The organism is Bacteroides sp. D1 (assembly GCF_000157095.2).
Classification (GTDB): Bacteria; Bacteroidota; Bacteroidia; order Bacteroidales; family Bacteroidaceae; genus Bacteroides; species Bacteroides xylanisolvens.
Genome location: NZ_JH114351.1, coordinates 61569 through 83169 on the forward strand (window position 1 = coordinate 61569; position 21601 = coordinate 83169).

20 protein-coding genes are annotated in these 21601 nt (G+C 45.6%); 7 read left to right on the forward strand and 13 right to left on the reverse strand.

Annotation, left to right across the window (positions count from 1 at the left end; all coding sequences use genetic code 11):
- The first annotated feature begins 25 nt into the window (after positions 1-25).
- A complete protein-coding gene (locus BSAG_RS00095; RefSeq protein ID WP_004315697.1) occupies positions 26-1702 on the forward strand; it encodes a glycoside hydrolase 43 family protein in 1677 nt (558 codons plus the stop codon).
- A gap of 351 nt (positions 1703-2053) precedes the next feature.
- The gene (locus BSAG_RS00090) at positions 2054-3283 is read left to right on the forward strand and encodes a site-specific integrase (protein ID WP_004311878.1); all 1230 of its coding nucleotides are present in this window, start codon (positions 2054-2056) and stop codon (positions 3281-3283) included.
- A gap of 65 nt (positions 3284-3348) precedes the next feature.
- Here the strand turns inward: BSAG_RS00090 and BSAG_RS00085 are convergent, their stop codons facing one another.
- Positions 3349-3660, reverse strand: a complete 312-nt coding sequence (locus BSAG_RS00085) for a helix-turn-helix domain-containing protein (RefSeq protein ID WP_004311879.1) — start codon at positions 3658-3660, stop codon at positions 3349-3351.
- Between the two features lie 5 nt (positions 3661-3665).
- Positions 3666-3833, reverse strand: coding sequence for a helix-turn-helix domain-containing protein (locus tag BSAG_RS0223620; protein ID WP_008771129.1), 168 nt, complete (start codon positions 3831-3833; stop codon positions 3666-3668).
- 658 nt (positions 3834-4491) lie between these two features.
- On the opposite strand from BSAG_RS0223620, the gene BSAG_RS0223630 reads away from it, so the two are divergent.
- Positions 4492-4899: a deaminase gene (locus BSAG_RS0223630; RefSeq protein ID WP_004315699.1), complete on the forward strand. Its 408-nt coding sequence runs from the start codon at positions 4492-4494 to the stop codon at positions 4897-4899.
- 34 nt (positions 4900-4933) lie between these two features.
- Here BSAG_RS0223630 and BSAG_RS00080 read toward each other — a convergent pair whose 3' ends face one another.
- From BSAG_RS00080 to BSAG_RS00035, 11 genes are all read right to left on the reverse strand, one after another.
- Positions 4934-5152 carry a hypothetical protein gene (locus BSAG_RS00080; RefSeq protein ID WP_004318621.1) on the reverse strand — a complete coding sequence of 73 codons (219 nt, stop codon included), beginning with the start codon at positions 5150-5152 and terminating at the stop codon, positions 4934-4936.
- 11 nt (positions 5153-5163) lie between these two features.
- Positions 5164-7056, reverse strand: a complete 1893-nt coding sequence (locus BSAG_RS0223635; RefSeq protein WP_005680137.1) for a type IA DNA topoisomerase — start codon at positions 7054-7056, stop codon at positions 5164-5166.
- 209 nt (positions 7057-7265) lie between these two features.
- A complete protein-coding gene (locus BSAG_RS00075; RefSeq protein WP_008771126.1) occupies positions 7266-8138 on the reverse strand; it encodes a hypothetical protein in 873 nt (290 codons plus the stop codon).
- The gene (locus tag BSAG_RS00070; RefSeq protein WP_004315703.1) at positions 8138-9340 is read right to left on the reverse strand and encodes a DUF6047 family protein; all 1203 of its coding nucleotides are present in this window, start codon (positions 9338-9340) and stop codon (positions 8138-8140) included. Before BSAG_RS00070 ends, BSAG_RS00075 begins: the two co-directional genes overlap by 1 nt.
- A gap of 11 nt (positions 9341-9351) precedes the next feature.
- Positions 9352-11118 (reverse strand): DUF6047 family protein, encoded by a 1767-nt coding sequence (locus tag BSAG_RS00065; protein ID WP_008771125.1) that lies wholly within the window; start codon positions 11116-11118, stop codon positions 9352-9354.
- 20 nt (positions 11119-11138) lie between these two features.
- Positions 11139-12209: a DUF6047 family protein gene (locus BSAG_RS00060; protein ID WP_004311888.1), complete on the reverse strand. Its 1071-nt coding sequence runs from the start codon at positions 12207-12209 to the stop codon at positions 11139-11141.
- Positions 12210-12238: 29 nt separating this feature from the next.
- Positions 12239-12550 (reverse strand): hypothetical protein, encoded by a 312-nt coding sequence (locus BSAG_RS00055; RefSeq protein ID WP_004311889.1) that lies wholly within the window; start codon positions 12548-12550, stop codon positions 12239-12241.
- A 6-nt stretch (positions 12551-12556) separates the two neighbouring features.
- On the reverse strand, positions 12557-14005 hold the full coding sequence (locus BSAG_RS00050; RefSeq protein ID WP_004318628.1) for a DUF6047 family protein: 1449 nt from the start codon (positions 14003-14005) through the stop codon (positions 12557-12559).
- A 4-nt stretch (positions 14006-14009) separates the two neighbouring features.
- Positions 14010-14825 carry a DUF6047 family protein gene (locus BSAG_RS00045; RefSeq protein ID WP_004311891.1) on the reverse strand — a complete coding sequence of 272 codons (816 nt, stop codon included), beginning with the start codon at positions 14823-14825 and terminating at the stop codon, positions 14010-14012.
- 4 nt (positions 14826-14829) lie between these two features.
- Positions 14830-16254 (reverse strand): DUF6047 family protein, encoded by a 1425-nt coding sequence (locus BSAG_RS00040; protein ID WP_004311892.1) that lies wholly within the window; start codon positions 16252-16254, stop codon positions 14830-14832.
- A gap of 5 nt (positions 16255-16259) precedes the next feature.
- Positions 16260-17399 carry a DUF4099 domain-containing protein gene (locus tag BSAG_RS00035; protein WP_004315706.1) on the reverse strand — a complete coding sequence of 380 codons (1140 nt, stop codon included), beginning with the start codon at positions 17397-17399 and terminating at the stop codon, positions 16260-16262.
- Between the two features lie 230 nt (positions 17400-17629).
- On the opposite strand from BSAG_RS00035, the gene BSAG_RS24720 reads away from it, so the two are divergent.
- From BSAG_RS24720 to BSAG_RS0223645, 4 genes are all read left to right on the forward strand, one after another.
- Positions 17630-18082 (forward strand): M23 family metallopeptidase, encoded by a 453-nt coding sequence (locus BSAG_RS24720; protein WP_008771124.1) that lies wholly within the window; start codon positions 17630-17632, stop codon positions 18080-18082.
- Positions 18083-18098: 16 nt separating this feature from the next.
- On the forward strand, positions 18099-18257 hold the full coding sequence (locus BSAG_RS25385) for a hypothetical protein (RefSeq protein ID WP_004311895.1): 159 nt from the start codon (positions 18099-18101) through the stop codon (positions 18255-18257).
- Between the two features lie 570 nt (positions 18258-18827).
- Positions 18828-20636, forward strand: a complete 1809-nt coding sequence (locus tag BSAG_RS00025) for a reverse transcriptase/maturase family protein (RefSeq protein WP_008771123.1) — start codon at positions 18828-18830, stop codon at positions 20634-20636.
- Positions 20637-20784: 148 nt separating this feature from the next.
- Positions 20785-21534: a toprim domain-containing protein gene (locus tag BSAG_RS0223645; protein WP_004315708.1), complete on the forward strand. Its 750-nt coding sequence runs from the start codon at positions 20785-20787 to the stop codon at positions 21532-21534.
- Positions 21535-21601 lie beyond the last annotated feature (67 nt).

Here is a 21601-nt window from a genome sequence, read left to right on the forward strand (position 1 = left end):
TATCTATAAATAATCTATCTATAACATGAAACGATTGACACAGACTTTAGCCTTTTGCTTATTAACGGTTTTCACCGCAGTAGCACAGAAGAACTATGTATCTGAAGTATGGGTTTCCGACCTCGGAAACGGTAAATACAAAAATCCGGTACTTTATGCCGACTACTCCGATCCGGACGCTTGTCGCGTAGGGGATGATTTCTATATGACTTCATCCAGTTTCAACTGCTTGCCGGGATTGCAAATCCTTCATTCCAAAGATTTAGTCAACTGGACAATCATCGGTGCTGCAGTTCCCAATGCCCTCCCTCCTATCGAAACTCCGGAACGGCCGGAACACGGCAATCGTGTCTGGGCTCCGGCTATCCGTCACCACAACGGTGAGTTCTATATCTTTTGGGGAGATCCCGACCAGGGAGCTTTTATGGTGAAAGCCAAAGATCCGAAAGGTCCGTGGAGCGAACCGGTCTTGGTGAAAGCGGGAAAAGGCATCATTGACACTTGTCCGTTTTGGGATGAAGACGGAAAAGTATATATGGTACACGCATACGCAGGAAGCCGTGCCGGACTGAAAAGTGTAATCACTATCTGCGAACTGAATGCGGAAGCAAATGCAGCGTTCACTCCTTCTCGTATTATTTTTGACGGTCACGAAGCACATCAAACTTGCGAAGGTCCTAAAATGTATAAGAGAAACGACTATTATTATATCTTCCATCCGGCAGGTGGTGTACCGACAGGCTGGCAGGTCGTACTACGTTCTAAAAACATCTACGGTCCTTACGAATGGAAAACAGTACTCGCGCAAGGTGACTCTCCGATCAACGGTCCTCATCAGGGTGCATGGGTGGATACTCCTACCGGAGAAGACTGGTTCCTCCACTTTCAGGATGTCGGCGCTTACGGACGTATCATGCATCTCCAACCGATGAAGTGGGTGAACGACTGGCCTGTGATCGGTATCGATAAAGACGGTGACGGCTGTGGCGAACCTGTCTTGACTTACAAGAAGCCGAATGTAGGTCAGACATATCCTATCTGCACTCCGCAGGAAAGTGACGAGTTCGACGGATATACACTTTCTCCACAATGGCAATGGCATGCTAACATCAATGAGAAATGGGCCTATTACGCAGGCGACAAGAGTTATGTGAGGTTATATTCTTATCCAGTTTTAAAAGAATATAAGAATTTGTGGGATGTAGCCAACCTGCTCTTGCAGAAAACTCCTTCTGATAATTTCACCACAACAATGAAACTTACGTTCAGCCCTAATCCTAAACTTAAAGGTGAACGCACCGGACTTGTTGTTATGGGCAGAGATTATGCCGGAATCATTCTGGAAAATACAGATAAAGGTTTGATCTTATCTCAAGTTGAATGTAAAAGAGCGGATAAAGGAAAACCGGAACAGGCAAATGCTTCTGTTAATCTTTCTCAAAATACAGTTTACCTGAAAGTTCGTTTCAGTTGTGATGGCAAGAAAATCAAGGGTAGCGAAGGCGGACATGACCTCATTGTGATGTGCAACTTCAGCTATAGCCTCGATGGAAAGAAGTATCATCCACTAGGCAATCCTTTCCAGGCAAGAGAAGGACAATGGATCGGTGCTAAGGTCGGTATGTTCTGCACACGCCCCGCTATCGTTACTAACGACGGAGGATGGGCAGATGTAGACTGGTTCCGGATTACTAAGAAATAGTTTCAAATTTAGTTCCCTAGTTTGAAACTTCTAGTTTCATGCCTTGAAACTGTTAGTTCCATACGGTGAAACCATTGGTTTCTCGGTGTGAAACAAAGTGTTTTTTCAAGATGCGCAAATATAGTGCAAACCTATTAAAATTCAAATAGTTATAAAACTAATGTTTTAATCGGATGTGGTGAATAAAGCTAAATAGAGCATATTTGGGAGTGAGTTATGTTACTTATCTGTTACCTCTTCCAATTTGCCTACTAATCGGATATAAGGCATTAGTTTTCAATATATTGCATTATTCTTCATAACTTCAAATACCTCAACAGTAATTAAATTTGTAACTAAAAAAGTTGAGTTATGAGAAGTACATTCAGAGTGTTGTTTTACACTAAAAATCAATCGATTAAGAATGGTAAAGTACCTGTAATGGGACGTATTACCATCAACAAGACCACAGCTTGCTTTAGCTGTAAGAAGGAGGTGTCTATTTCTTTATGGGACGCCAAAGCTAATAGGGCTAAAGGGAAATCCGAAGAAGCTAGAATGTTAAACCAGGAACTTGATAATGCCAAAGCCCAAATTGCCAAGCATTACCAATACATATGCGATCATGACAGTTTTGTCACAGCCAAGAAAGTCTATAGCCGCTATGTCGGTTTTAAAGAAGATTCCCACACCCTTATGGAGCTTTTCAGGGAACAGCTTGAGTCATACAAGGAGAAAGTAGGCAAGGAAAAGGCAAAAAGCACCTATCTTGGTTTAGTAGCCGATTATAAGAGCGCATTGCTTTTTTTGAAAGACAAAAAGAATGTTGAGGACATTGCACTTGATGAACTTGACAAAGATTTTATTGAAGACTATTATAATTGGATGTTGGGCACATGCGGCTCGGCCAGTTCTACAGCATTCGGACGTGTTAATACCATGAAATGGCTAATGCATATCGCTCAAGAGAAAGGTTTAATAAAAGTTCATCCCTTCACGGGTTTTGGATGTAAGCCGGGATATAAAAGACGTTCATTTCTCTCTGAAGAAGAACTGCAGAGGCTTATACATGTAGAATTGAGGTATAAACGTCAGCAGGCTATGCGTGACATGCTACTTTTCATGTGCTTCACAGGCCTCGCCTTCGCAGATCTGAAAGCAATTACTTATAAGAATATCCATACAGATTCTGATGGTGGCACATGGCTCATGGGAAACCGTATAAAAACAGGCGTAGCATACGTCGTGAAATTATTACCTATAGCAATTGAACTTGTAGAAAAGTATAAGGGTGATAACAAAAAGAAAGATTCTCCTGATTGCGTTTTCCCCGTCGGTGATTATGAAACCATGAAAAGTAGTTTTAAGGTTTTAGGGAAAAAGTGTGATTGTAATGTAAATATCACCCCTCATATCGGGAGACATACCTTTGCAGTTTTGGCTATATTGAAAGGCATGCCGTTAGAAACTTTGCAAAAAGTATTAGGACACAAATCGATTCTTTCCACACAAGTCTATGCTGAACTGATCAATCCGAAGGTTGGGGAAGATACGGATAGGATGTGCGACAAGATTGGTTCCGTGTATCGCTTGGCCAATTAGAATAAGTATGAAAAAACACCCTTCAGCAAATGTTGAAGGGTGTTTTTCGTATTCAGGCAGGTTGCTTATTTCAAGTAACGCCTGAAATCTTTATAGTTCTTTTTTAGTACCTCGTATAGCCCGCTTTCCGGATAGAGCAGTTTACCCCCGACAGAGGTAATTGAGGTATAAGGTATTGCCTTTTCATCCCGTAGTGTTTGTAATGTACGCTTGGAAACATGAAGCATCCGGCATACCTCATCTCCACTCAGATAATGTTCGTCTGCAATCGTCGGACGTATCCGTGCCGCAGCAGCCTCCAGATTTTTTCCTGTCCGTTTGATCCATCCGGTAAGTTCCTTGAACTCTTCCGAATCTTTAGTGATAATGTCTGCCATACTCTTTATTTTCTTTTTTTGATTAGTCCTTCCTCCAGAATTTGCTGGATGTCCACTTCTTTATAAAAGAATTTTCCACCGATATTAGAATAAGGAATCAGCCCGTTATCCCGGTAAGTCTGCAGTGCCCTTTTGGAAATATTGAGAGCCAGGCACACATCCTGCGCATCCAGTCACTTGTCCGGTGTTACGGGGGCTATTTTCTTTTGAAAGTCCATCATTTGCACGGACAGCATACTTAGTTGTTTCTTCAAGTCCTGATAAGCATTTGTTTCGATAATTGTCAGTTCCATGATTTATAAATTAAATTGTGAATAATGAAATTGGGTGCAAGATAAAGGGAATATTACTATAAATCAATCGTTTAGTTTCCAGTGTCGTTAATAGTCATTAATAGTCATTTTTTGTCAGCGTAGCTTTTCTTATACTTTTTATTTAACGGGGGAGTCGTGAAATCCGACATCCCTTATACAAATGGTAACTCTTTCATCTTTTTTCCTTTTTTGCCCTGCCACATTTCTTTATGATATGGATTTCTTCGGAGAAATCAGAAATATGAGTATCTTTGGAACGAAATATAGATTTAAATGGCAGGCAATAGCCTTCCAATTAGATATAGACATAACATTCGCAGAATGTCTCAAGACGGAAATCTGGTAAATTTCAATGAATAGAGGCTTTTTGTGTATTGCTTATGCTATGCTTTGTCATAGCGTGGCTTACACAGCTACTATTCATAGGTTTACCAGAACCTCCGTCTTGGAGTTGGGTAAGGCCACGCTTTCTCAAATACTTCTGCCGAATAATATTTATAGGTTAAATATTATACTTATGGCAAAACTCCAATTACTTGCAATCACTACTCTTGACGGATACCTCTTCGACAGGACTGTTTCTTCCCCTTTGTGGGATAATCCGAACAAATATGGCCTCACCAAAATACGGGAACGTGCTACACAGACTCTCGGGCCGGATGTATCTTTCATCTCATTGACACAATGGAAAAAGAAAAATGAAGGTATTTATTTCATAGAAGCGGCTCCGGATACAATTTCCGTTATAAGCAGCATGTTCAGATACTGGTTGGTGGATGAAATCATCCTTTTTGTCGCACCGTATATCCAAGGGGACGGCATACGTCTGTTTACAGAAATTCCCGGTCCTTCCTCATGGGAAATGACCGGGAACAAATGTTTCAGAACCGGTATTTGCAGGCTGGCCTACAAACGGATTGAATAACCTGCAATTATCTTCTTATCCTGACTGACTTGGTTTAGACAGGCATCTTATATTTCTCCCAATATTTTCTTGCCTTGTCCGGTCCTATCCAGTTCCGTTGGTCATCGATTCCCCTGTCCGAGAGTTGTTTCCTGACCAGCTTCTGGATATCAATCTCCCCTTTGGCTATCTTGATCAGCAGTTCGGAAGCAATCGTATTCAGCATTAAGTCCGGATTCAGTTCATCCGGTATCTCTTCCATTTCTTTTTTCATAAGTCGCTTCTTTATTTTTTAGGTTTATTATCCTTGAAAGTCATCTCAATCCTGTAATTGTCATCCAGCTCGAGTGATGCCTCATACTTCTTTCCTTTCTTGCTGGTAAACTTCAGATATCCGGTACGTTTCCCCGATAGCAGCAGGAGCATCTGATTATCCGTCAGTTCCCTGCCGTTGAACGTTCTAAATAACAGGAACCCACAATTGGGATCGCTGCATTTGGCGACCTTGTTAAAGACGATAATCGTTTCTGCTCCGCATTTGGGGCAGTTACAATGTGGCAAGTCCGGATGGTTAAGTTTCAGGGCAAGCAGTTCCGAGGTGATTTGTTGGGTATAGGAATTGATGCTCTGAGTAAATGTTTCCGTGGAAACTTTGCCGGTTTCGATTTCATGCAAGGCGCATTCCCACCCTCCGGTCATGCTCACGTTGGCGATCATCTTCTCTTTTACAATATCATATACTTCCAGTCCTTTGGGAGTGGGAATCAGTGACCGTCCGTTTCTTTCCACGTAGTGTCTGGCAATGAGCAGTTCGATGATTCCGGCACGTGTAGCCGGTGTACCCAAGCCGGAATCCTCCATTGCCTCTTTTTCCTTTTCATCGTCCAATGTTCTGCCACAACCTTCCATCGCAGCAAGCAGGCTTGCCTCAGTGAATATGGGCTGCGGTTTGGTTTTCTTGACCAATGTATCAATACCGAGCACGGGCAATATTTCGTCTTCCTGAAATTCGGGCAGAAGACTTCCTTCTTCTTTCTCACTAGGTTCGTTATAGATGCCTCTCCACCCCGGAACTTTGATTTGGCTTCCTTTTATCCCGAAAAGAACGCCGTTACAGTCCGCTTGTACGGATACCGTTTCTTTCAGGCATTTGCCGGAGAAAGCCTCCAACATGCGTCCCGCGATCATGGAATAGATATTCTGCTCGTCAAGGGAAAGCCTCTGGGGATAGTTCTCCGTAATGATTAACGCATGATGGTCCGTCATCTTGCTATCGTCCACACAGTGCCGGTTTAAAGGCTGGTTACAGAGGTTTTCCGCATGCCATGTGAAACGGGGATGTTGCTTAAGCAGGCCGATGAGGGAAGGGACTTGTTCGAAGATGTCTTCTGTGATATAGCTACATCCGGTACGGGGATACGAAATGTAGCCTCCTTCATATAATTTTTGAGCAATGTTCAGCGTCTGTTCTGCGGTCAGTCCGAGTTTGGTATTGGCACTTCGTTGCAGGGCGGTCAGGTCATAAAGTAGCGGAGCTTCTTCTGGAACCTCTTTCTTCTCCACTTGCACCACTTTGGCTGTCGTCTCTTCATACACTTTTTTACGGTCCACATCGAGTTTTTCCGGTGTATCATATTTCCCGGTACAGGTTAAGACGAGTTCTTTCCCTGCTTTCGTTGTCCGTAGCTGTAGCAGATAATAGGGTTTGGCTATAAAATCCCTGTTGTCCAGATATCGACGGCAAATCATGCCAAGTGCCGGTGTCTGTACTCTTCCCAGAGAATAGTTACTCTTGCCTGCAGCCATGCTCAAAGACAGGCTGGCATTCATACCGACGACCCAATCTGATTCTCTCCTGGCTTTAGCGGCACGGTACAGGTTGTCAAACTCCTTACTTGATTTGAGGCTATCAAATCCTTCCCGTATCGATTTTTCTGTCATGGAAGATATCCACAAGCGTTTGGTTTCCTTATGATATCCCAGATATTCAAGCACATATCTCATAATTAACTCTCCTTCCCGCCCTGCATCAGTACAGGATATCACTTGATCAGCCTGACCCAACAGTTTACGGATTACTTCCAATTGTTTCAGAGCCGTCGGATCAGCCTTGTATCCATCTTCGGTTTTAATCTGACGGACAACCAGTTTGAACGGGTCGGGAATAATAGGCAGCATCTCCTTTTCCACATGGACAATGCCGTAGTCTTGAGGCAGGGCCAATGCCAACAGATGGCCGTAAGTTCATGTGACGGCATATCCGTTCCCACTCAAGTATCCTTCCTGTTTCTCCGTTACGCCCAGGACCCGGGCAATGCTGCGTGCCATCGAGGGCTTCTCACAAATACAAATTGTTTTCATGTTACTTTCTTTTTTAATATGAATGACTATTTAATTTTTACACTCTTGACCTTTGATTTTTCTTTCCGTACCCTTTTCTTCGGTTCTTTGGGAATGGAGAGCTTCTCTTTCTTTTCCGATACTTGTATGCTTTCCGTCAGATTCGGCAGGGGTATTTCCTTTGCCGGAAAACGGCTGATTAAATCCATTGAGATTCCTGACATTCCCGCATTCAGTTTCACCTGATCTGCCGGTTGGAGGTATTTCTCCCCGTTCTTTCCGGTTGCCAGTTCGTACATGACTGTTTCACGGCCCTGGAGGATTCCTTCGTAATTTTGGTAAGGAAGGTTTGATTCAGACAGTCCGTTCTGCTGAAGCATCCCACAAATCTCATCGGGTGGCAATCCTCCGAACTTCCGGTCAAAAGGAGAAGAAAGAATGTACTTGTATGTTGCCAGAAGCTGCTTTTCATGGCTCATATCGGGACATCCTTCATATTCCTGCAGTTGTTTGATTTTCTTTTCAATGCTGTTCAGAGCTTTGAAAGTATGTCTGTCCTTATTCTGAATAGGCATACTACCCATTCGGACCAGTTCCATCTGGATACGGTTCAGGCTGGACGTTTCCCATTTATTCAACAGATTACTGCGATTGCTCCGGTAATCATCCTGGAGGATAGCGATTGGATTTTTGGTACGAAAGAATAATCCGATCCGTTTTCCCCATGAGGGTTCGTGGAGGTTGGACGCGCTCCAGCGGATCGTGTTGAAACGGTAAGTATCCATGAATCTCCTGAAATGATTCCGGCTGGTAAACAGGTTTCTGAAAGTTTGCAGGAATGCTTTCCTTCCGGCAGCCCTGCGGCTACGTGGTATCTCTTTTTCGGGAATGAATGTATTATTTATCAGTTCCATATGCATTATAATTTGGGCTTCGCCTGCTTTTTAACGGAAGCGGTTTTTGTCTTGACCTTTTTCTTTTCATTGCCACAGGACAGTCCGGGCTTGTCTTGCGGTTTTTCGGCTGTTTGAGCTTCTCCTTTCTTAGAAACAACAACAGGCGGGCTTACCCGATGATAGTTCTTCCGGACTCCATCCCTGTTTAACAGTGTTTGCGCCAATGACCTGGCAGCATTTTGTAATTCATCCATCTTCTGCCGGAAAGGATAATCCCGGTACAATTCCTTTTGCCGGGTAATCTCACGGATACCTTTCTCCACAAACAAGAAATCCTTTTTATAGGCAAACGATTCGTCTGCCGGTAAATGGGCGTATCCTCTGGCTGCTATGTCCTGAAGTGTCATAATGTTCCGGTTACGGATAGAGAGTTCCAATGCGCCGGCTGTGACAAACCGGTTGAGATTTTCTCCCGTAGGATGCATGTCGAAAGTGACGGACGGCTTGTAATTCGCCAGAATTTCCATCCCGGCCTGCGGCATGGTGGTCTGATTCCCGTTGGAGAGTTCCAGCATCCGGCGGGAGACGGTTTCTATCCGGTAAATATTCAATGACTCCACATCCTGCAAAGAGCTTGAGTAGAAATTGTCCGCTGTCGATTGCAGGTAATCCCGAAACTTTATAGTCCCGGAAAGTCCGTCATTGAATACGCGGACACCTTGTTCCGTTTCAGCTATGGTGTAGAACTGTTTGGCTTGCTTTCCTGCCGCAATCTTCTCCATCGCATCTTCGTGTGCAATAAAGCACTTATAAGCTGGTGAGTAGTCCAGATCCCGGATATTCTCTGCCGTCAGTTCCCTTTGGCATGCTCTCAAATAAGCCGCTTTCCGTAAAGGTACGGAGTTGTTTTCAGTGATGCCTCCGTAAGAGGCGATGAAACTGAGGGCTTTCTCACTGTCTTTCGCCGGTAGTTCGCTGGTGAAAGGAATATCTTTAGCAGGTATTCCCTCAAAATGCAGCAATAAGTTATCCGGTATGGTTTTCTGATCCATAGCAATCCGGGCGGTCAGATCCATAAATACCTGAAAAGAGTCCTTATCCGTCGGAACATACGACACGACCATGACAGTCGAGACTTGATTATCCGGCTGTAACACAATAAACAGGCTCTTTAAATCCGCTTTAGCGGTGAATGTATCTTTTATTTTTTCCATCCATGCAGGCATGATAATCAGTTTTAGATGCGGGGATTATGTGACTTGTTCTGACGGGAAGCCGTCTTTCTCTTTTCCGAAGCCGCCGGTCCGGTCAGTTGCAACGGAGGACAGGTCAGTCTGTATCTCAGGCCAAGTATCTTGTCCGCGAGTTGCTGCTGCCTGTTTTGAATATTGTAGAATGCCTTTTCACTATATCCCTTTTTGGATTGCAGTTCGGACATTTCTTGATCCAGCGGTTTAAAATTTCCTTTGTGGATGAACTCCTTATAGCTTTCATTAGTATTGAAATCAGCCGGTAATCCGTATTCCCGTATAAAGAGCAGGGTGAATATCTCGGCATTCTCCGGCGTTACCGAAAGCCGGTAATCTTCCGTAAACTGTTTGAATGCATGGTATGTCGGCTCTATGGGATAGCCGCCTTTCTTCAACAGCTCGGATTGCTCTATCGGATACAATGGCATTTTCGCCAGCTGCCCGTAGAAAGGATTGGACCGGAAAAGGTCCAGATGCTTCTGCATGTAATGCTCCGTGCTATGGTTCGGGCAGGAAATATAGAATTCTCTGATTCGTCCCAGAGCCTGTACTTCCGGAGTGAAGAAACGGTCAGCCAGATATTGCAGGTAACACTGTTTATAGATGGCTCCTTCATCCGTGGCGGGCAGGTAGACGGCTCCTTTGGGAGTCTGGAGGGAAATGATGGGGTCTATCTCTTTGTTTTGCAGGCTGTCCGGGATAAGCCCGTAATCACGTTTCAGGATATAGGCCGCCTGATCCCGGATCTGTGATTTGACCTTCTCCTGTCCGCCTTTATTTTCAGCCGGAATATTCTGCAGCGCATTGAACTGGGAGTTGAAAGAATTCTTGTGTATGAACGGAATCCTTCTGGTTGTATAGTCTATCCCATAGATTCCTGCGGTTTCCTGTAAGGATAGTAACCGGAGTATCTGGGCATTGGCAATACTGGGGAGCACGTTATAGGAGGAAGCAAACTTGTCATAGGCATCGAATGTCGGTTCTATGCGGTGGCTCCTGTCCAGCCGGGCATTCCGCAGGATAGTCGCATCCAGATATTGTGCTTTCTCCGGCAGAAAAGAGTTTGTATATAAGGAGAAGGCATTGGGAGATGCTTGGAATGCCTTTACCACTTCTGCGTCCGGACGGGTCAGCTTGTACAGGTTGACAAACTCCGGTTTCTCTTCGTCCGTAATGAAGAAACGGTCGGCCAGATGTTGCATATAGGCATGGCAGCATGTCTTTCCAAAGCCGGAATATTCGAACAGAAGCACTCCTTTGGCGGTTTCCACGGCGGTCAGGGTTTCCGACGGATCGTCGTGGAGAGTATCCTGTGCCAGCGCGAACCGTTTGGCTTCCGGCTGTACAAGCAGGTGGTCGGCAAGTCCGCTGGCTACCAGCATGGGCAGGCTTTTTTCTTCATCGTGAGAATGCAGGTATTCCAGTCCGCGCAATGAGACATTGCCCTGCATGCTTCCTCCGTTCCGGGTGATGAATTTTTGTACCAAGCTGTTATCCTTGTCAAAGAGCCGGATATCCGGGTAGCTTACTCCTGCCGGAAACTGGTAGCGGCACAGATAAAGATCCGGCAAGTGGCTTTGGACAAGGGACGGCTTGTACATTTCCCTTTGCCGCTGGAGGTATTCGGTGAATCGTTGATTCATCATCGATACTTCTTTCTCCGGCATCAGGTGCATCTCCAGTTGTCGGGGTTGCCCTTCCAAGTCCTGGGTAACAAAGAAAATCATAATGTTTGAAATCTCTTGCTTTTGCATACGATTGAAATTTAAAATAGTTACATGGTGATACTTCTACTCTTTTTCTTTTCCTGTTTGGGCGGTTCATAGCCCCGTACCGCATAGTCCGTCTGTAGGATTCTCTTTGCCGTATCCTTGATGGTCCGTTCAAGTGCATTTTTCAGCAGTGTGCCATCCTGCTTCCCCACATAAGACAGCCTGATCCGTTCATCCAGGGAGACAAAGCTGTTTTGATGGTTGAACCGGCTGTCTTTTTCCAAATTCCCGATTTGCCCGGTCTTGCAGATCCGGTCGAGTACGCCTATGTTATAATTCTTCTGGCTCTTGCCCAGATTCAACTTTTCGGCCAGTTGGTTATAACATTCCAAAGAGGGAGCCATGCTGCATTCTACCGCCGGGGTATAGTTGGCTATCATATTTGAATCCAGGAAATGAGCCTTTTGGGGAAGGTATATCTTTTTTAAGCCATGTTCAAACATGTTCGAACACTTTGACGCCTCTTTGATCAGATTGATATTGGAAGTGCTGAAATAATATATTTGCAGTTTATCCGCATCCCTGTAAACCGGCGAGAAGAAATTATCGCCAATATGCTGCAGGTATTTCTGCGCACACTGTATCCCCCTGCCGGTATCATTGAACATCAGGACTCCCTGGTTCGTATTTATTGCAGTAATCACCCTGTTGTAGATATCTTTTTCCTTTTCTTGATGGAATGCGCGGTAAGCGTTCAGTTGTTTTTTCAGCAGGGGATTGTCTTTGGCCTTTTGAAGCATTCTCTGGATGCTATCCACATTATGGATGCCATAAGGAGATGTATTCTCGTAAACGAAGGCGATATCCCGCAATGGGAAATGAGTTGCACAAGACAGTCCTCCGTTATGGGTCATGTCCTTGATGAACCTTTCAATGTTCCCCGGTTGTACAGCACCCTGATATGGTATTAAATAGACTTCTTCCTTAGGAATGTAGGAGCCTTTCAAGGCCAGTTCTGCCTGCCCGAAAAGAAATTTGCCGCCATCTGAATTGATGCCATAACGATTCTCTATGGTCTGGAAATGTTCAATCTGCCTGTTGCTGTTCAAATTGAAACCAATGTATGTACTCATATTATTTTATGGTTTAGATGAATGGTTGATTAAGATAGTCTATGCCGTTTCGACGGGTCGGGAACTTTTTTATTCTTCATTTTCTGCTCCATTTTCTGTTTTTCTTCCAGGTCTATAGTCCATGGAAAACAGGTCATGATCTTGTCCGGGCAGCAAAGGGAGATTCTTTTTTGTTTCATGGACTCATCATCCAGCCGGATATAGACAAAGTAATCCAGTTCCCCTTTTCCGGTTTCTTCAATGGCTGTTACTGTTCCTTTATAGGGAACAACGGGAGTTTCCTCTTCCGGATCGTTCTCTACAATCCGCGCTCCGAGGTACATCTGACTTTTAGGTATCATATCGCTTTATTTTAAACGGTTATTGTTATGTCTGTTCTTATTCTCAGTCTTTTTAACGGTATTCTTCTCTTCCGGCAGCGGACAGAGCAGTCCGTCCTTTATCACGTATGTCCTGACGCCGAAGGGCTTGGAGGAACCCTCAATTCTGCCCTGCTCAAAGTCGGCCTTGCAAAAAAGGAGATGCCTTGTCGCCTCCTTGTTGTTTTCCGGGAGATACAGTGCGTATCCCGAAGCCAGTGCCGTCTTTTGAACTTCATTCAGTTTTCGGCTTCCGACGGTGAAGGTAACGGTGGAGTCATTCAACATATTCTCAAGGGAACGGTGCCCTCTCACATCGAAATCCCTTTTCAAAATTCCATCGGCAGCCTTCCGGATTTCCGTAGACAACCGCTTGAACTTTCCCGTATCGAATTCGCCGGCAGATTTAACCTGCGTGACTTTTTCAAATTCCTTGGCATACGGCAGCAGTTCATTGAAATAGGTAAACGGTTGTTCATGAATATTCATATAACCGTTACGCATGACGGTCAGCAGCCGGTAAATGTCATGGTTCTCCCGGCTGATGGAAACCTGCGTATCCTTATTGAAATGCCAGTCGGTGGCGAATTTTATAAAATCCCCGGCTGTCGCTTCCATCGAATGGTAGCATACCGGTTTTAAACTGTCGATGAATTCTTTGGGCAGTTCGTCAAGACCGATATAGGATGCCGGATAAAAATCGAAGGAATAATCCAGTTCCATCGGTTTGCACGGCTTGTAAGCGGCATCTATGAGAGGAACCAGGTTCTTGTCCATGAACGTACTGTCGTAGACGGCCAGATGGCCGGTATCGTAGTGCGGGTCGAAGTAATGGTCCGTGATGTACCGGATGCACTCCCTGAATCCGTTCCTGCCGATCTCGTTACCGGAAAAGATAAGGTATCCGAAGTCATTCTCCACCACTTTTAAGGGGAATGTGTACCGCGGCTGGCACCGGTACAATGTCCTTTTTTCCTGTTGCTGTAATCGAAACTCCAAGTATGCGGGTTCCTGCATGAGATACTTCTTCAATATGCCGCCGTCCGGTTCATTCTTGTATTTATAGGTATAGACCGCATCACGCAGGGAAATGCGTTTGGCAGGGGGAATGCAGTGTTCTTGAAAATACGGCAGCAGTTCCTTGCTGATATATTCCTCGAAAGGGGTATGGGTATCTACCGGTGGAACCTGCCTCATGTTCGCCAGGTCAAACCGGAGCAGTTCCGTATCCGGAATATAGGGGCAGCACTCCGCTTCCTTGATATTGTCAATCAGGAATTTGCGGAACAGGCTGTCCGCATCTCCTTTCTGAATGAATGTGAGGGCATTTCGGGGCTGGTGGGGAGAGTACTGATGGTAACGGTCCATACCGACAAAAATACTTCCCGGCTTGTCGGGATCGAAAAAAGGATTTTCCATTTGGTTTCTCTTGTCCATATTTCTACAATTTAGGGTGGGTATTTCTTTTCTTTTTCACGTCCTGCTTTTTATTCAAAGCCTTTTCGATGACTGTTTTCACTTTGAACACCTGTTTGTTCGCAGGAGGATCCTTAGAAAATACGATCCGGGTGAAATCCCCGTTTATCCATGCATAGGCATGGGACGGGTTGCTTTTTGCCTCTCCCGGCAGGAAGAGTCCGTGCCCTGCCGCCAATACTTGCCGGTGAGGGGTAAAGAGCCGGACACCGTCTACGGTGACACATTCCATCGGGTCGCGGAGGATGTTCCCAACAGTCCGGTGTCCACGCACATCGTAATACTGCTTGAGGAGTTTGTCCAGCAAGGCTTTATCCTGGCCGGTTTCTTCTATCTGCTGCCGGATATCCGATGCTGTACCTTGTTTGGAAAGCTCCAGTAATTTACGGTCCTTGCTTTCTATTTCCTCCAAAATATCAGCGATATTACGGTTGCGATGGCTGCTGGTACAATGCATATTGTGGCAGAAACTACCGAAATCCTCCCAGGTCGGCTTCATCTCATTCCGGTAGACCAGCTCCATTTCCGGTGTCTTATCCATCTGCAGGTAAGCATATTCCGGGTACAGGCCTTCACCCGGATTGACATAGGATCCATCCTTTAGGACTCCTTCTGCCCGGTAAACATTTACCGGACCAAGATTGAAATGGGGATCGAAGTAATGGTCTGCCATAAATTGCAGAAAGTCCTGCCTGTTTTTCTGTCCTTCCGTCGTATCAGTAAAGAACACAAAGCCATGGGCTGTCTCTATGGCTGTATAGGATTGTTCAGGTTGCTTCATATCATTACATTTTGAGGGAATTGTTCCTTTTCGTTTTCGATACCTTTTTCAAAGCCGGTACATATGGAATGATTTTGCCGTTTTTCTCCTGATACACGGTCTTGTTTACGGGAGATTTGGTATATGCCATTACCCGGTTGCATGTCTTTTCGGCATGGAGGAAATGTAAATCTGGCATTGACTTGGATATTTGGGGACAGTAGATCCACTTTCCTTCCAGCAAGGCTTGCCTCATGGCTTCGCCGGCATCGGTTCCATTGATGAGAAACGGGACGCTCCTGTCATTCAGTGTCCTTTCCAATGTACGGTGTCCACGGACATCGAAATCCGTCAGAAGGATATTCTTCGCTTTCCAACGCATGTCATCCAGCACATCTGACAAATCTGGCCCCGAGGACTGTCCGTTGATACAGTCGTCTATCCGGGTGACATACTCCTGAAAGACATTCCGGTATCCGAAATCGGGATCATTTATTATATCCCGCTTGAATCCGTTCTCCATCAGATACAACAGTTTGCTGATATCCGCATTGTTACGGCTCGCAGGACATCCGGCAAATTCATTCAGGCGGAGAAATTCAGAAGCGCTCGGCTCCATGTCCGTTTCAAACGCCAGTTTCCACTGTTTCCTGTCACGGAAAGCCTCTTTTGAGAATACAGCATTATCAAAATCATATTCCCCTTTTCCGCTTTGGGGATTCTTCCGGTAGCAGGCATCCACCAAAGGACAGATATCGTCGGACAGGCAGTTGACGTTGTATTGCCTGACAGGACCGGGTTCGCCATGAACCCAGAAATAATTGCCGGATAACTGTTGGTAAAAGCTCTTCAATCCCTCCCGTCCCATTTTGGTATCACTGAAAAACAAGATTCCTTTGGACGTTTCCACAGCATGCAGCGGTAATTTGTAAACCGGATTATAATCATACCTGGCAGCCAGCTCATCCTGCTTCTGATGAAAATGGACCAGCTCGTCCAACTGCTGTGTGGTCAGTTTCGGAAGTTCTCCCGATATCATGAGGATATCGCTGCGTGACTGCGCAAACAGGACATTTCTCAGATTGGTACTTATTAGAGGAGCCAGTCCCTTTTCCCGGATATAGGGTAGTAATACCTGATTGATATATTCCTTTTTGGAAATATCTCCGGAGATAGCCGGTACATCCGTCATCTTCGGGAATGAATAGATTTCCAGACGGGTATTCGGTACGAAGGCGGAGTATTTGGCTTTTATCGATTGTTGGCTGAACAAGGCCATAAACGTATAGACAGGGTCTTGCCTGTCGGGATTGGCAGGATAAAGCATATAGGAGGATTCTGCATGGGGTTTCTCCTTGCCGGTTTCATAACCGACAAGGAGCTGGCCTTCACCGTCTTTCCTGAAAAGCTCGTCCAATAGTTTGGGATCATCAGAAATATAGGTTGCCATTTTTCTTACATTTTAGGTGTGATGGACGGTTTACGGGTACGCGGTTTCTTTTCCGCTTGCTGTGAGGCTTCCTCTTTTTTCCGGGGTTTTCCGGCTACTTGTACCGGTGCATGGGGCTGCTGCTGGCTTCCGTCTTGTTCCTGACCTTGTTTCTGTGCCTCTTCCAACTTCTTGGTGCTTCTTTCCCAGAGGAATTCCACCCCTCGCTCGGCGGCACTCATCTGGATGGAGGTGGCATAAAATTTTCCATTATCAGACTTGAAACGGATCGGTACTTCCTCACCGCGCACGGCAGCATCGTATTCTTTCGGAGAAAGCGTATAATCTTTCACCTTACGCGGAATGCGTGCCTGCTCTACGGGCATATGGAACAATTCATTGGTCACCGGGTCTTTGGAAAGGTAGCAGGATTTGGTTTCTTTGGTACGGTAGTCAATGACTACATCCACCGCCTTGCCGAGATTGCCGGTCTGGTTCAGGGCCTTGAGGTCTTCTTCCGTCAGGACATGTCCCCTGTAGTCTTCCCCGATCTTGGGAGCCTGACGGATGTAGTGGATGTCGAACTTGACAGCTCCGTTCTCGTCGCGGAACAGGGAGAGTTTGGCATCCCCGTTTTCACGCCCCAGCTCGGAATTTTTTGCCACACGGAAAGCGATAGCGGAAGTCTTTCCCTGCAACATTCTTTCGAGGCTGTCCTTTGCGTTCTTCAGTCCGTCCGGGGTAATGCCGTAGTTGGCGGCCTGTTCCCAATTCACTTCCCGCTCGTTGAAGCGATGGTTATTATACACCCTGGTCGAAGCCAGTTCCCTTCTGACTGCTTCGTTCTGTGGTTCCTGCGCCGCTTCGATCTTTTCTTTGGCCTGCTCTACGAGCGTTTCCTTCGGCATGTTGTAGAGGGAGTAACGACCGGGATTATTGTACTGGTAGAGAAAATTCTTCCCGAAGTTGGTGAAGAAGTTTCCACGTTGGTCCACTTTGATAAACTGGTCCCTGTTCGCCTCGTTAGCTTCGAGCGTTTCCAGCTCTCCGTTCGCTGCGATTCCTTTTACACCTTTGGCTTTCTGCTCTTTCTTGTCATACGCCATCAAATACCCGTGTTCCGGGGTTGCTTCCTTGTTTTCAGGAGCTAAATTCACATCGTTCATATACGTTAATTTTAAAGATTAATGAATCATTTACGAGGGTAAAATTACTATCTTTGTCATTAAATAGTTTGATTATGAGGAAGTTGTCATTAATTGTCATGTTCTGTCACTTATTGTCATGTCCGGCTTTTGCACAGTCCCCGTCAAAGGGATATAAAGCCGGACTCAGTGCTGTCATCTACCGTATCCACTCTGCCCGGCAGTGAAAGTCTTTCATATGAGACAGCCGGTTGCCGGTTACCGTACTGGCCGATTATCCTATTCTGTATCCATTGAATGAAAGTCGGAGGAGGTATGCCGTTTCTTCCGGTTTCGGTATAAGGATGCATCCGGTGAAAAAGAAAAGGATACTCCATGCCGGAGTGGATCTTGCCGCACCCTATGGCACGCCGGTCTATGCTTCAGGAAGCGGGAAAGTCGTTGAAGCCAGGTATAGCAGCAGTTACGGCTGGTACATCGAAATCCGGCACGCGGGCGGCTTTTCCACGTTGTATGCACACTTGAGCAAATTGCATGTGAGGAAAGGGAGCGATGTACGCATAGGTCGGCATATCGGCAATGTCGGTCATACCGGCATAGCGACCGGCAACCATCTGCATTTTGAACTGAGAAAAAACGGGAAGCCGCAGAATCCGTTGCAGTGGGTGATACTAAAGGATTCCCGTTCTAAAAAGAGTCATTAATTTAATCCGTTACACAATGAACATTGAAGAAGCCAAGAGCATTCAGTTGGAGGATTATCTCCGGCGTATGGGGTTCAACCCGGTAAAACAACAAGGGGACAGTATCTGGTATTGTTCCCCTTTCCGTGAGGAGAAGACACCTTCTTTCAAGGTGAGCGCATCCCGCAACCTATGATACGATTTCGATGCGCCCATACAGGCTACACAATAAATATCTCTATGGCAAGAGATTAGGTTAGAGTTCAACAGACCTATCCTCAACGACTTAGCTGGAGGAGAAATCCGAAGGTGACAGAAGCATGTCGGTAAAGCCGTTAGTCAGCTAAATACCAAGCTGCGACTGCATGGCAAGAGGAAAAGACAGGCACGAGGATGAAGCCTGATTGGTTGAACGATAGTTCTGCGGCACACGTGTCAGCCCCGACGAAAGGTATTTGATTAACGTCGGGCTGAAGCACCCCATGTAAACCGAAATTGCAACGGGGCAAGAACTGGCTTCAGAGCAACCGCAATAAGCGGAATAGAACGTAAGTCGCATCCGACAGTCTGCCGAGCCAAACAGTTATTGTGATAGCAAATGGGGATTCCCTAAATCAGAACGCCGCAAGGCTATGGGCATAAGGCTCTGAATATCTGACATGGGGACGGAGCTTCCGTAGTAGTCCGAGCAAGGGAAAGCCTTGTACATGGCGAAGGGAAGCAGTTAGATAACTTAATACAAACAATGGAAAATGTGCGAGACATTATGAGAAGTCCAGAGCAAGTATTAAAAGCTTTAAACAAGCATGGTAAGGTTTCAGATTACAAGTTCGAAAGGCTATACCGTATCTTATTCAATGAGGAGATGTTTCATGTCGCTTACCAGCGTATTTACGCCAAACCTGGCAACATGACACCCGGTACGGATGGAAAAACCATCAACCGGATGAGCCTTCAAAGAATAAACAAGGTCATCGCATCTCTGAGGGATGAGTCTTACAAGCCAAATCCGGCAAAGAGGACACACATACCCAAGAAAAACGGGAAGAAAAGACCGCTTGGGATTCCTTCTTTTGAGGACAAACTTGTACAGGAGGTAGTGCGCATGATTCTCGAAGCCATCTATGAAGAGGTGTTTGCAAACACCTCACATGGATTCAGGCCAAACAGAAGTTGCCACACCGCCCTGACCCATATCCAAAAGACATTCACAGGCACAAAATGGTTTGTGGAGGGAGACATCAAAGGATTCTTCGACAACATAGACCATAATGTATTGATTGCAACTTTGCGGAAACGGATTGACGATAATAGATTTCTAAGGCTCATTCGCAAGTTGTTGAATGCAGGATATATTGAAGACTGGAGGTTTCATAATACAAACAAGGGAACCCCACAAGGCGGTAATATCAGTCCTATACTGGCCAACATTTATCTTGACAATTTTGACAAGTATATGGAAGAATACGCCCTACGCTTCAATAAGGGAAAAGAAAGACACATCACCAAAGAATACAAGCAACTCAGCGGTAAAATGCAAGGCATCCTTAAAAGCATCAAGAACATAAAAGATGCAGATGCCAGATTACAGCTTAGGGATGAGTATGTGAAACTGGGACGTGAAAGGCAAAAGATTGAGAGCAGAGACAGTATGGATGAAACATACAGAAGGTTTAGATACGTAAGATACGCAGATGATTTCCTCATAGGTGTCATCGGAAGCAAGGCTGACTGCGTTAAAATCAAATCGGACATTACCAACTACATGGAAGAAAACCTCAAGTTGGAACTGTCGCAGGAAAAGACATTGATAACAAACGCACAAACGCCCGCGAAATTTCTTGGCTTCGAGGTTTCTGTTCGTAAGTCCGATGTTGTCAAGCGGAACAAGAACAATGTGTCAGCCCGCTATTACAACGGTAAGATAGTCTTAAAGGTCGCCATCGAAACGGTGCGGAACAAACTGGAAGAATATAGTGCCATCAGATACAAAGTAGAAAATGGCCGACAAGTTTGGTTTGCAAAGTTTAGAGGCAATCTTATGAAGAAGAAAATCGAGGACATAGTGGCGGCATATAACTCTGAAATCAGAGGGTTCTACAATTACTACTGCATTGCCAATAACGTGGCATACGCACTCTCAAAGTTTGGATACATCATGGAGTACAGTATGTACCATACCATTGCAGCAAAGACCAACAGCACTGTAAGCAAAGTCATTGACAAATATAAGATTGGGAATGACATTATAGTGCCATATCAAGATGCAAAAGGTAACTTACGGCACAGAAAGTTCTATAATGAGGGATTCAAACGTAAACCGCCAATGTACTATACGGAGGTAAACGACTTATCCTACACAATCGCAATTCCACAGCCGACGCTGACCGAGCGATTGGAGGCGAGAACATGTGAATTATGTGGAAAAGTCGGGCCTGTAGTCATGCGTCATGTCAGAAAGCTAAACCAGCTTAAAGGAAAGACTGAATGCGACAGGCTGATGCTTGAAAAGCATAGGAAGACATTGGTCGTCTGTGAAAAGTGCTATGCCAAAATACACAACCATGCTAAATAAAGTCATGTTATCAACGGAGAGCCGTATGCATGGAGACATGCAAGTACGGTTTGGGGGCAGGTACGGGAAAACCTACCGCCGAAAGGCGGCAAGGCGTCCTGTACCGAGCCTACGCATCGGACAGGGAGGGGACATCATCACCCTGGCGATGGAGCTTCAAAAGACGAAGGATATCTCTTATGCGCTTAAAACGATAGAGGGACATTTTCCGGCTGCTTTCCGTCCGGTAGCAGCCTCTCCCCGGCAGGCGGAACCGCAGGCTACCGGCTACCGGCAGGTACGCATTGATCCGCTGACGAACCCAGTCTTGCTGGGATATCTCAAAGAAAGAGGCATCTTGCCTGAAATCGCAAGGGAAGCATGCAAGGAAGTGCATTTTCAGAACAAGGGAAAATGGTATTTTGCCGTAGGCTTTGCCAACCGGAGCGGCGGGTACGAGATCCGTAACAAATACCTAAAAGGCAGCATATCGCCCAAAGAGATTACCCATATCAAAAATGGCAGCGACCGTTGTTGCATAGTGGTTGAAGGCTTTATGGATTATCTCTCATACCTCACGCTCAAGGCTACGCATCCCGGTAACGGACAGCCTAAAGGAAACGGTCCGGACTATATCGTTTTAAATTCGGTCAGCAATGTAGGCAAGGCTATCCCTGTCTTGAAAGAGTATAAGAGTGCCCTCTGCCTACTGGATAACGATTCCGCCGGAAGGCAGGCTTTTCAGCAGATGGCGCAAGCCGGATGCCCGGTCAGGGACAAGTCCGACTGCTACCGGGAGTATAACGATTTGAACGATTACCTGTTGGGCAGGAAGATGGCGCAGGAGAACAAGACGGATCATCAGCACGAAACAGCCCCGAAGCTGATTGAAAAGCCTGCAAAGAAACAGTCCGGTTGAAAATTATAAAATACTGGTCCTTGTCTGATGCATGAAAGGCAGGCAATAAAAAAGAGAGTCAAATCCC

What these genes read in the sequence shown, in the direction of transcription:
- BSAG_RS00095 (WP_004315697.1), top strand. Translation starts at nt 26, where the DNA reads ATGAAACGATTGACACAGACTTTAGCCTTTTGCTTATTAACGGTTTTC.
- BSAG_RS00090 (WP_004311878.1), top strand. Translation starts at nt 2,054, where the DNA reads ATGAGAAGTACATTCAGAGTGTTGTTTTACACTAAAAATCAATCGATT.
- BSAG_RS00085 (WP_004311879.1), bottom strand. Translation starts at nt 3,660, where the DNA reads ATGGCAGACATTATCACTAAAGATTCGGAAGAGTTCAAGGAACTTACC.
- BSAG_RS0223630 (WP_004315699.1), top strand. Translation starts at nt 4,492, where the DNA reads ATGGCAAAACTCCAATTACTTGCAATCACTACTCTTGACGGATACCTC.
- BSAG_RS00080 (WP_004318621.1), bottom strand. Translation starts at nt 5,152, where the DNA reads ATGAAAAAAGAAATGGAAGAGATACCGGATGAACTGAATCCGGACTTA.
- BSAG_RS0223635 (WP_005680137.1), bottom strand. Translation starts at nt 7,056, where the DNA reads ATGCTGCCTATTATTCCCGACCCGTTCAAACTGGTTGTCCGTCAGATT.
- BSAG_RS00075 (WP_008771126.1), bottom strand. Translation starts at nt 8,138, where the DNA reads ATGCATATGGAACTGATAAATAATACATTCATTCCCGAAAAAGAGATA.
- BSAG_RS00070 (WP_004315703.1), bottom strand. Translation starts at nt 9,340, where the DNA reads ATGCCTGCATGGATGGAAAAAATAAAAGATACATTCACCGCTAAAGCG.
- BSAG_RS00065 (WP_008771125.1), bottom strand. Translation starts at nt 11,118, where the DNA reads ATGCAAAAGCAAGAGATTTCAAACATTATGATTTTCTTTGTTACCCAG.
- BSAG_RS00060 (WP_004311888.1), bottom strand. Translation starts at nt 12,209, where the DNA reads ATGAGTACATACATTGGTTTCAATTTGAACAGCAACAGGCAGATTGAA.
- BSAG_RS00055 (WP_004311889.1), bottom strand. Translation starts at nt 12,550, where the DNA reads ATGATACCTAAAAGTCAGATGTACCTCGGAGCGCGGATTGTAGAGAAC.
- BSAG_RS00050 (WP_004318628.1), bottom strand. Translation starts at nt 14,005, where the DNA reads ATGGACAAGAGAAACCAAATGGAAAATCCTTTTTTCGATCCCGACAAG.
- BSAG_RS00045 (WP_004311891.1), bottom strand. Translation starts at nt 14,825, where the DNA reads ATGAAGCAACCTGAACAATCCTATACAGCCATAGAGACAGCCCATGGC.
- BSAG_RS00040 (WP_004311892.1), bottom strand. Translation starts at nt 16,254, where the DNA reads ATGGCAACCTATATTTCTGATGATCCCAAACTATTGGACGAGCTTTTC.
- BSAG_RS00035 (WP_004315706.1), bottom strand. Translation starts at nt 17,399, where the DNA reads ATGAACGATGTGAATTTAGCTCCTGAAAACAAGGAAGCAACCCCGGAA.
- BSAG_RS25385 (WP_004311895.1), top strand. Translation starts at nt 18,099, where the DNA reads ATGAACATTGAAGAAGCCAAGAGCATTCAGTTGGAGGATTATCTCCGG.
- BSAG_RS00025 (WP_008771123.1), top strand. Translation starts at nt 18,828, where the DNA reads ATGAGAAGTCCAGAGCAAGTATTAAAAGCTTTAAACAAGCATGGTAAG.
- BSAG_RS0223645 (WP_004315708.1), top strand. Translation starts at nt 20,785, where the DNA reads ATGGAGCTTCAAAAGACGAAGGATATCTCTTATGCGCTTAAAACGATA.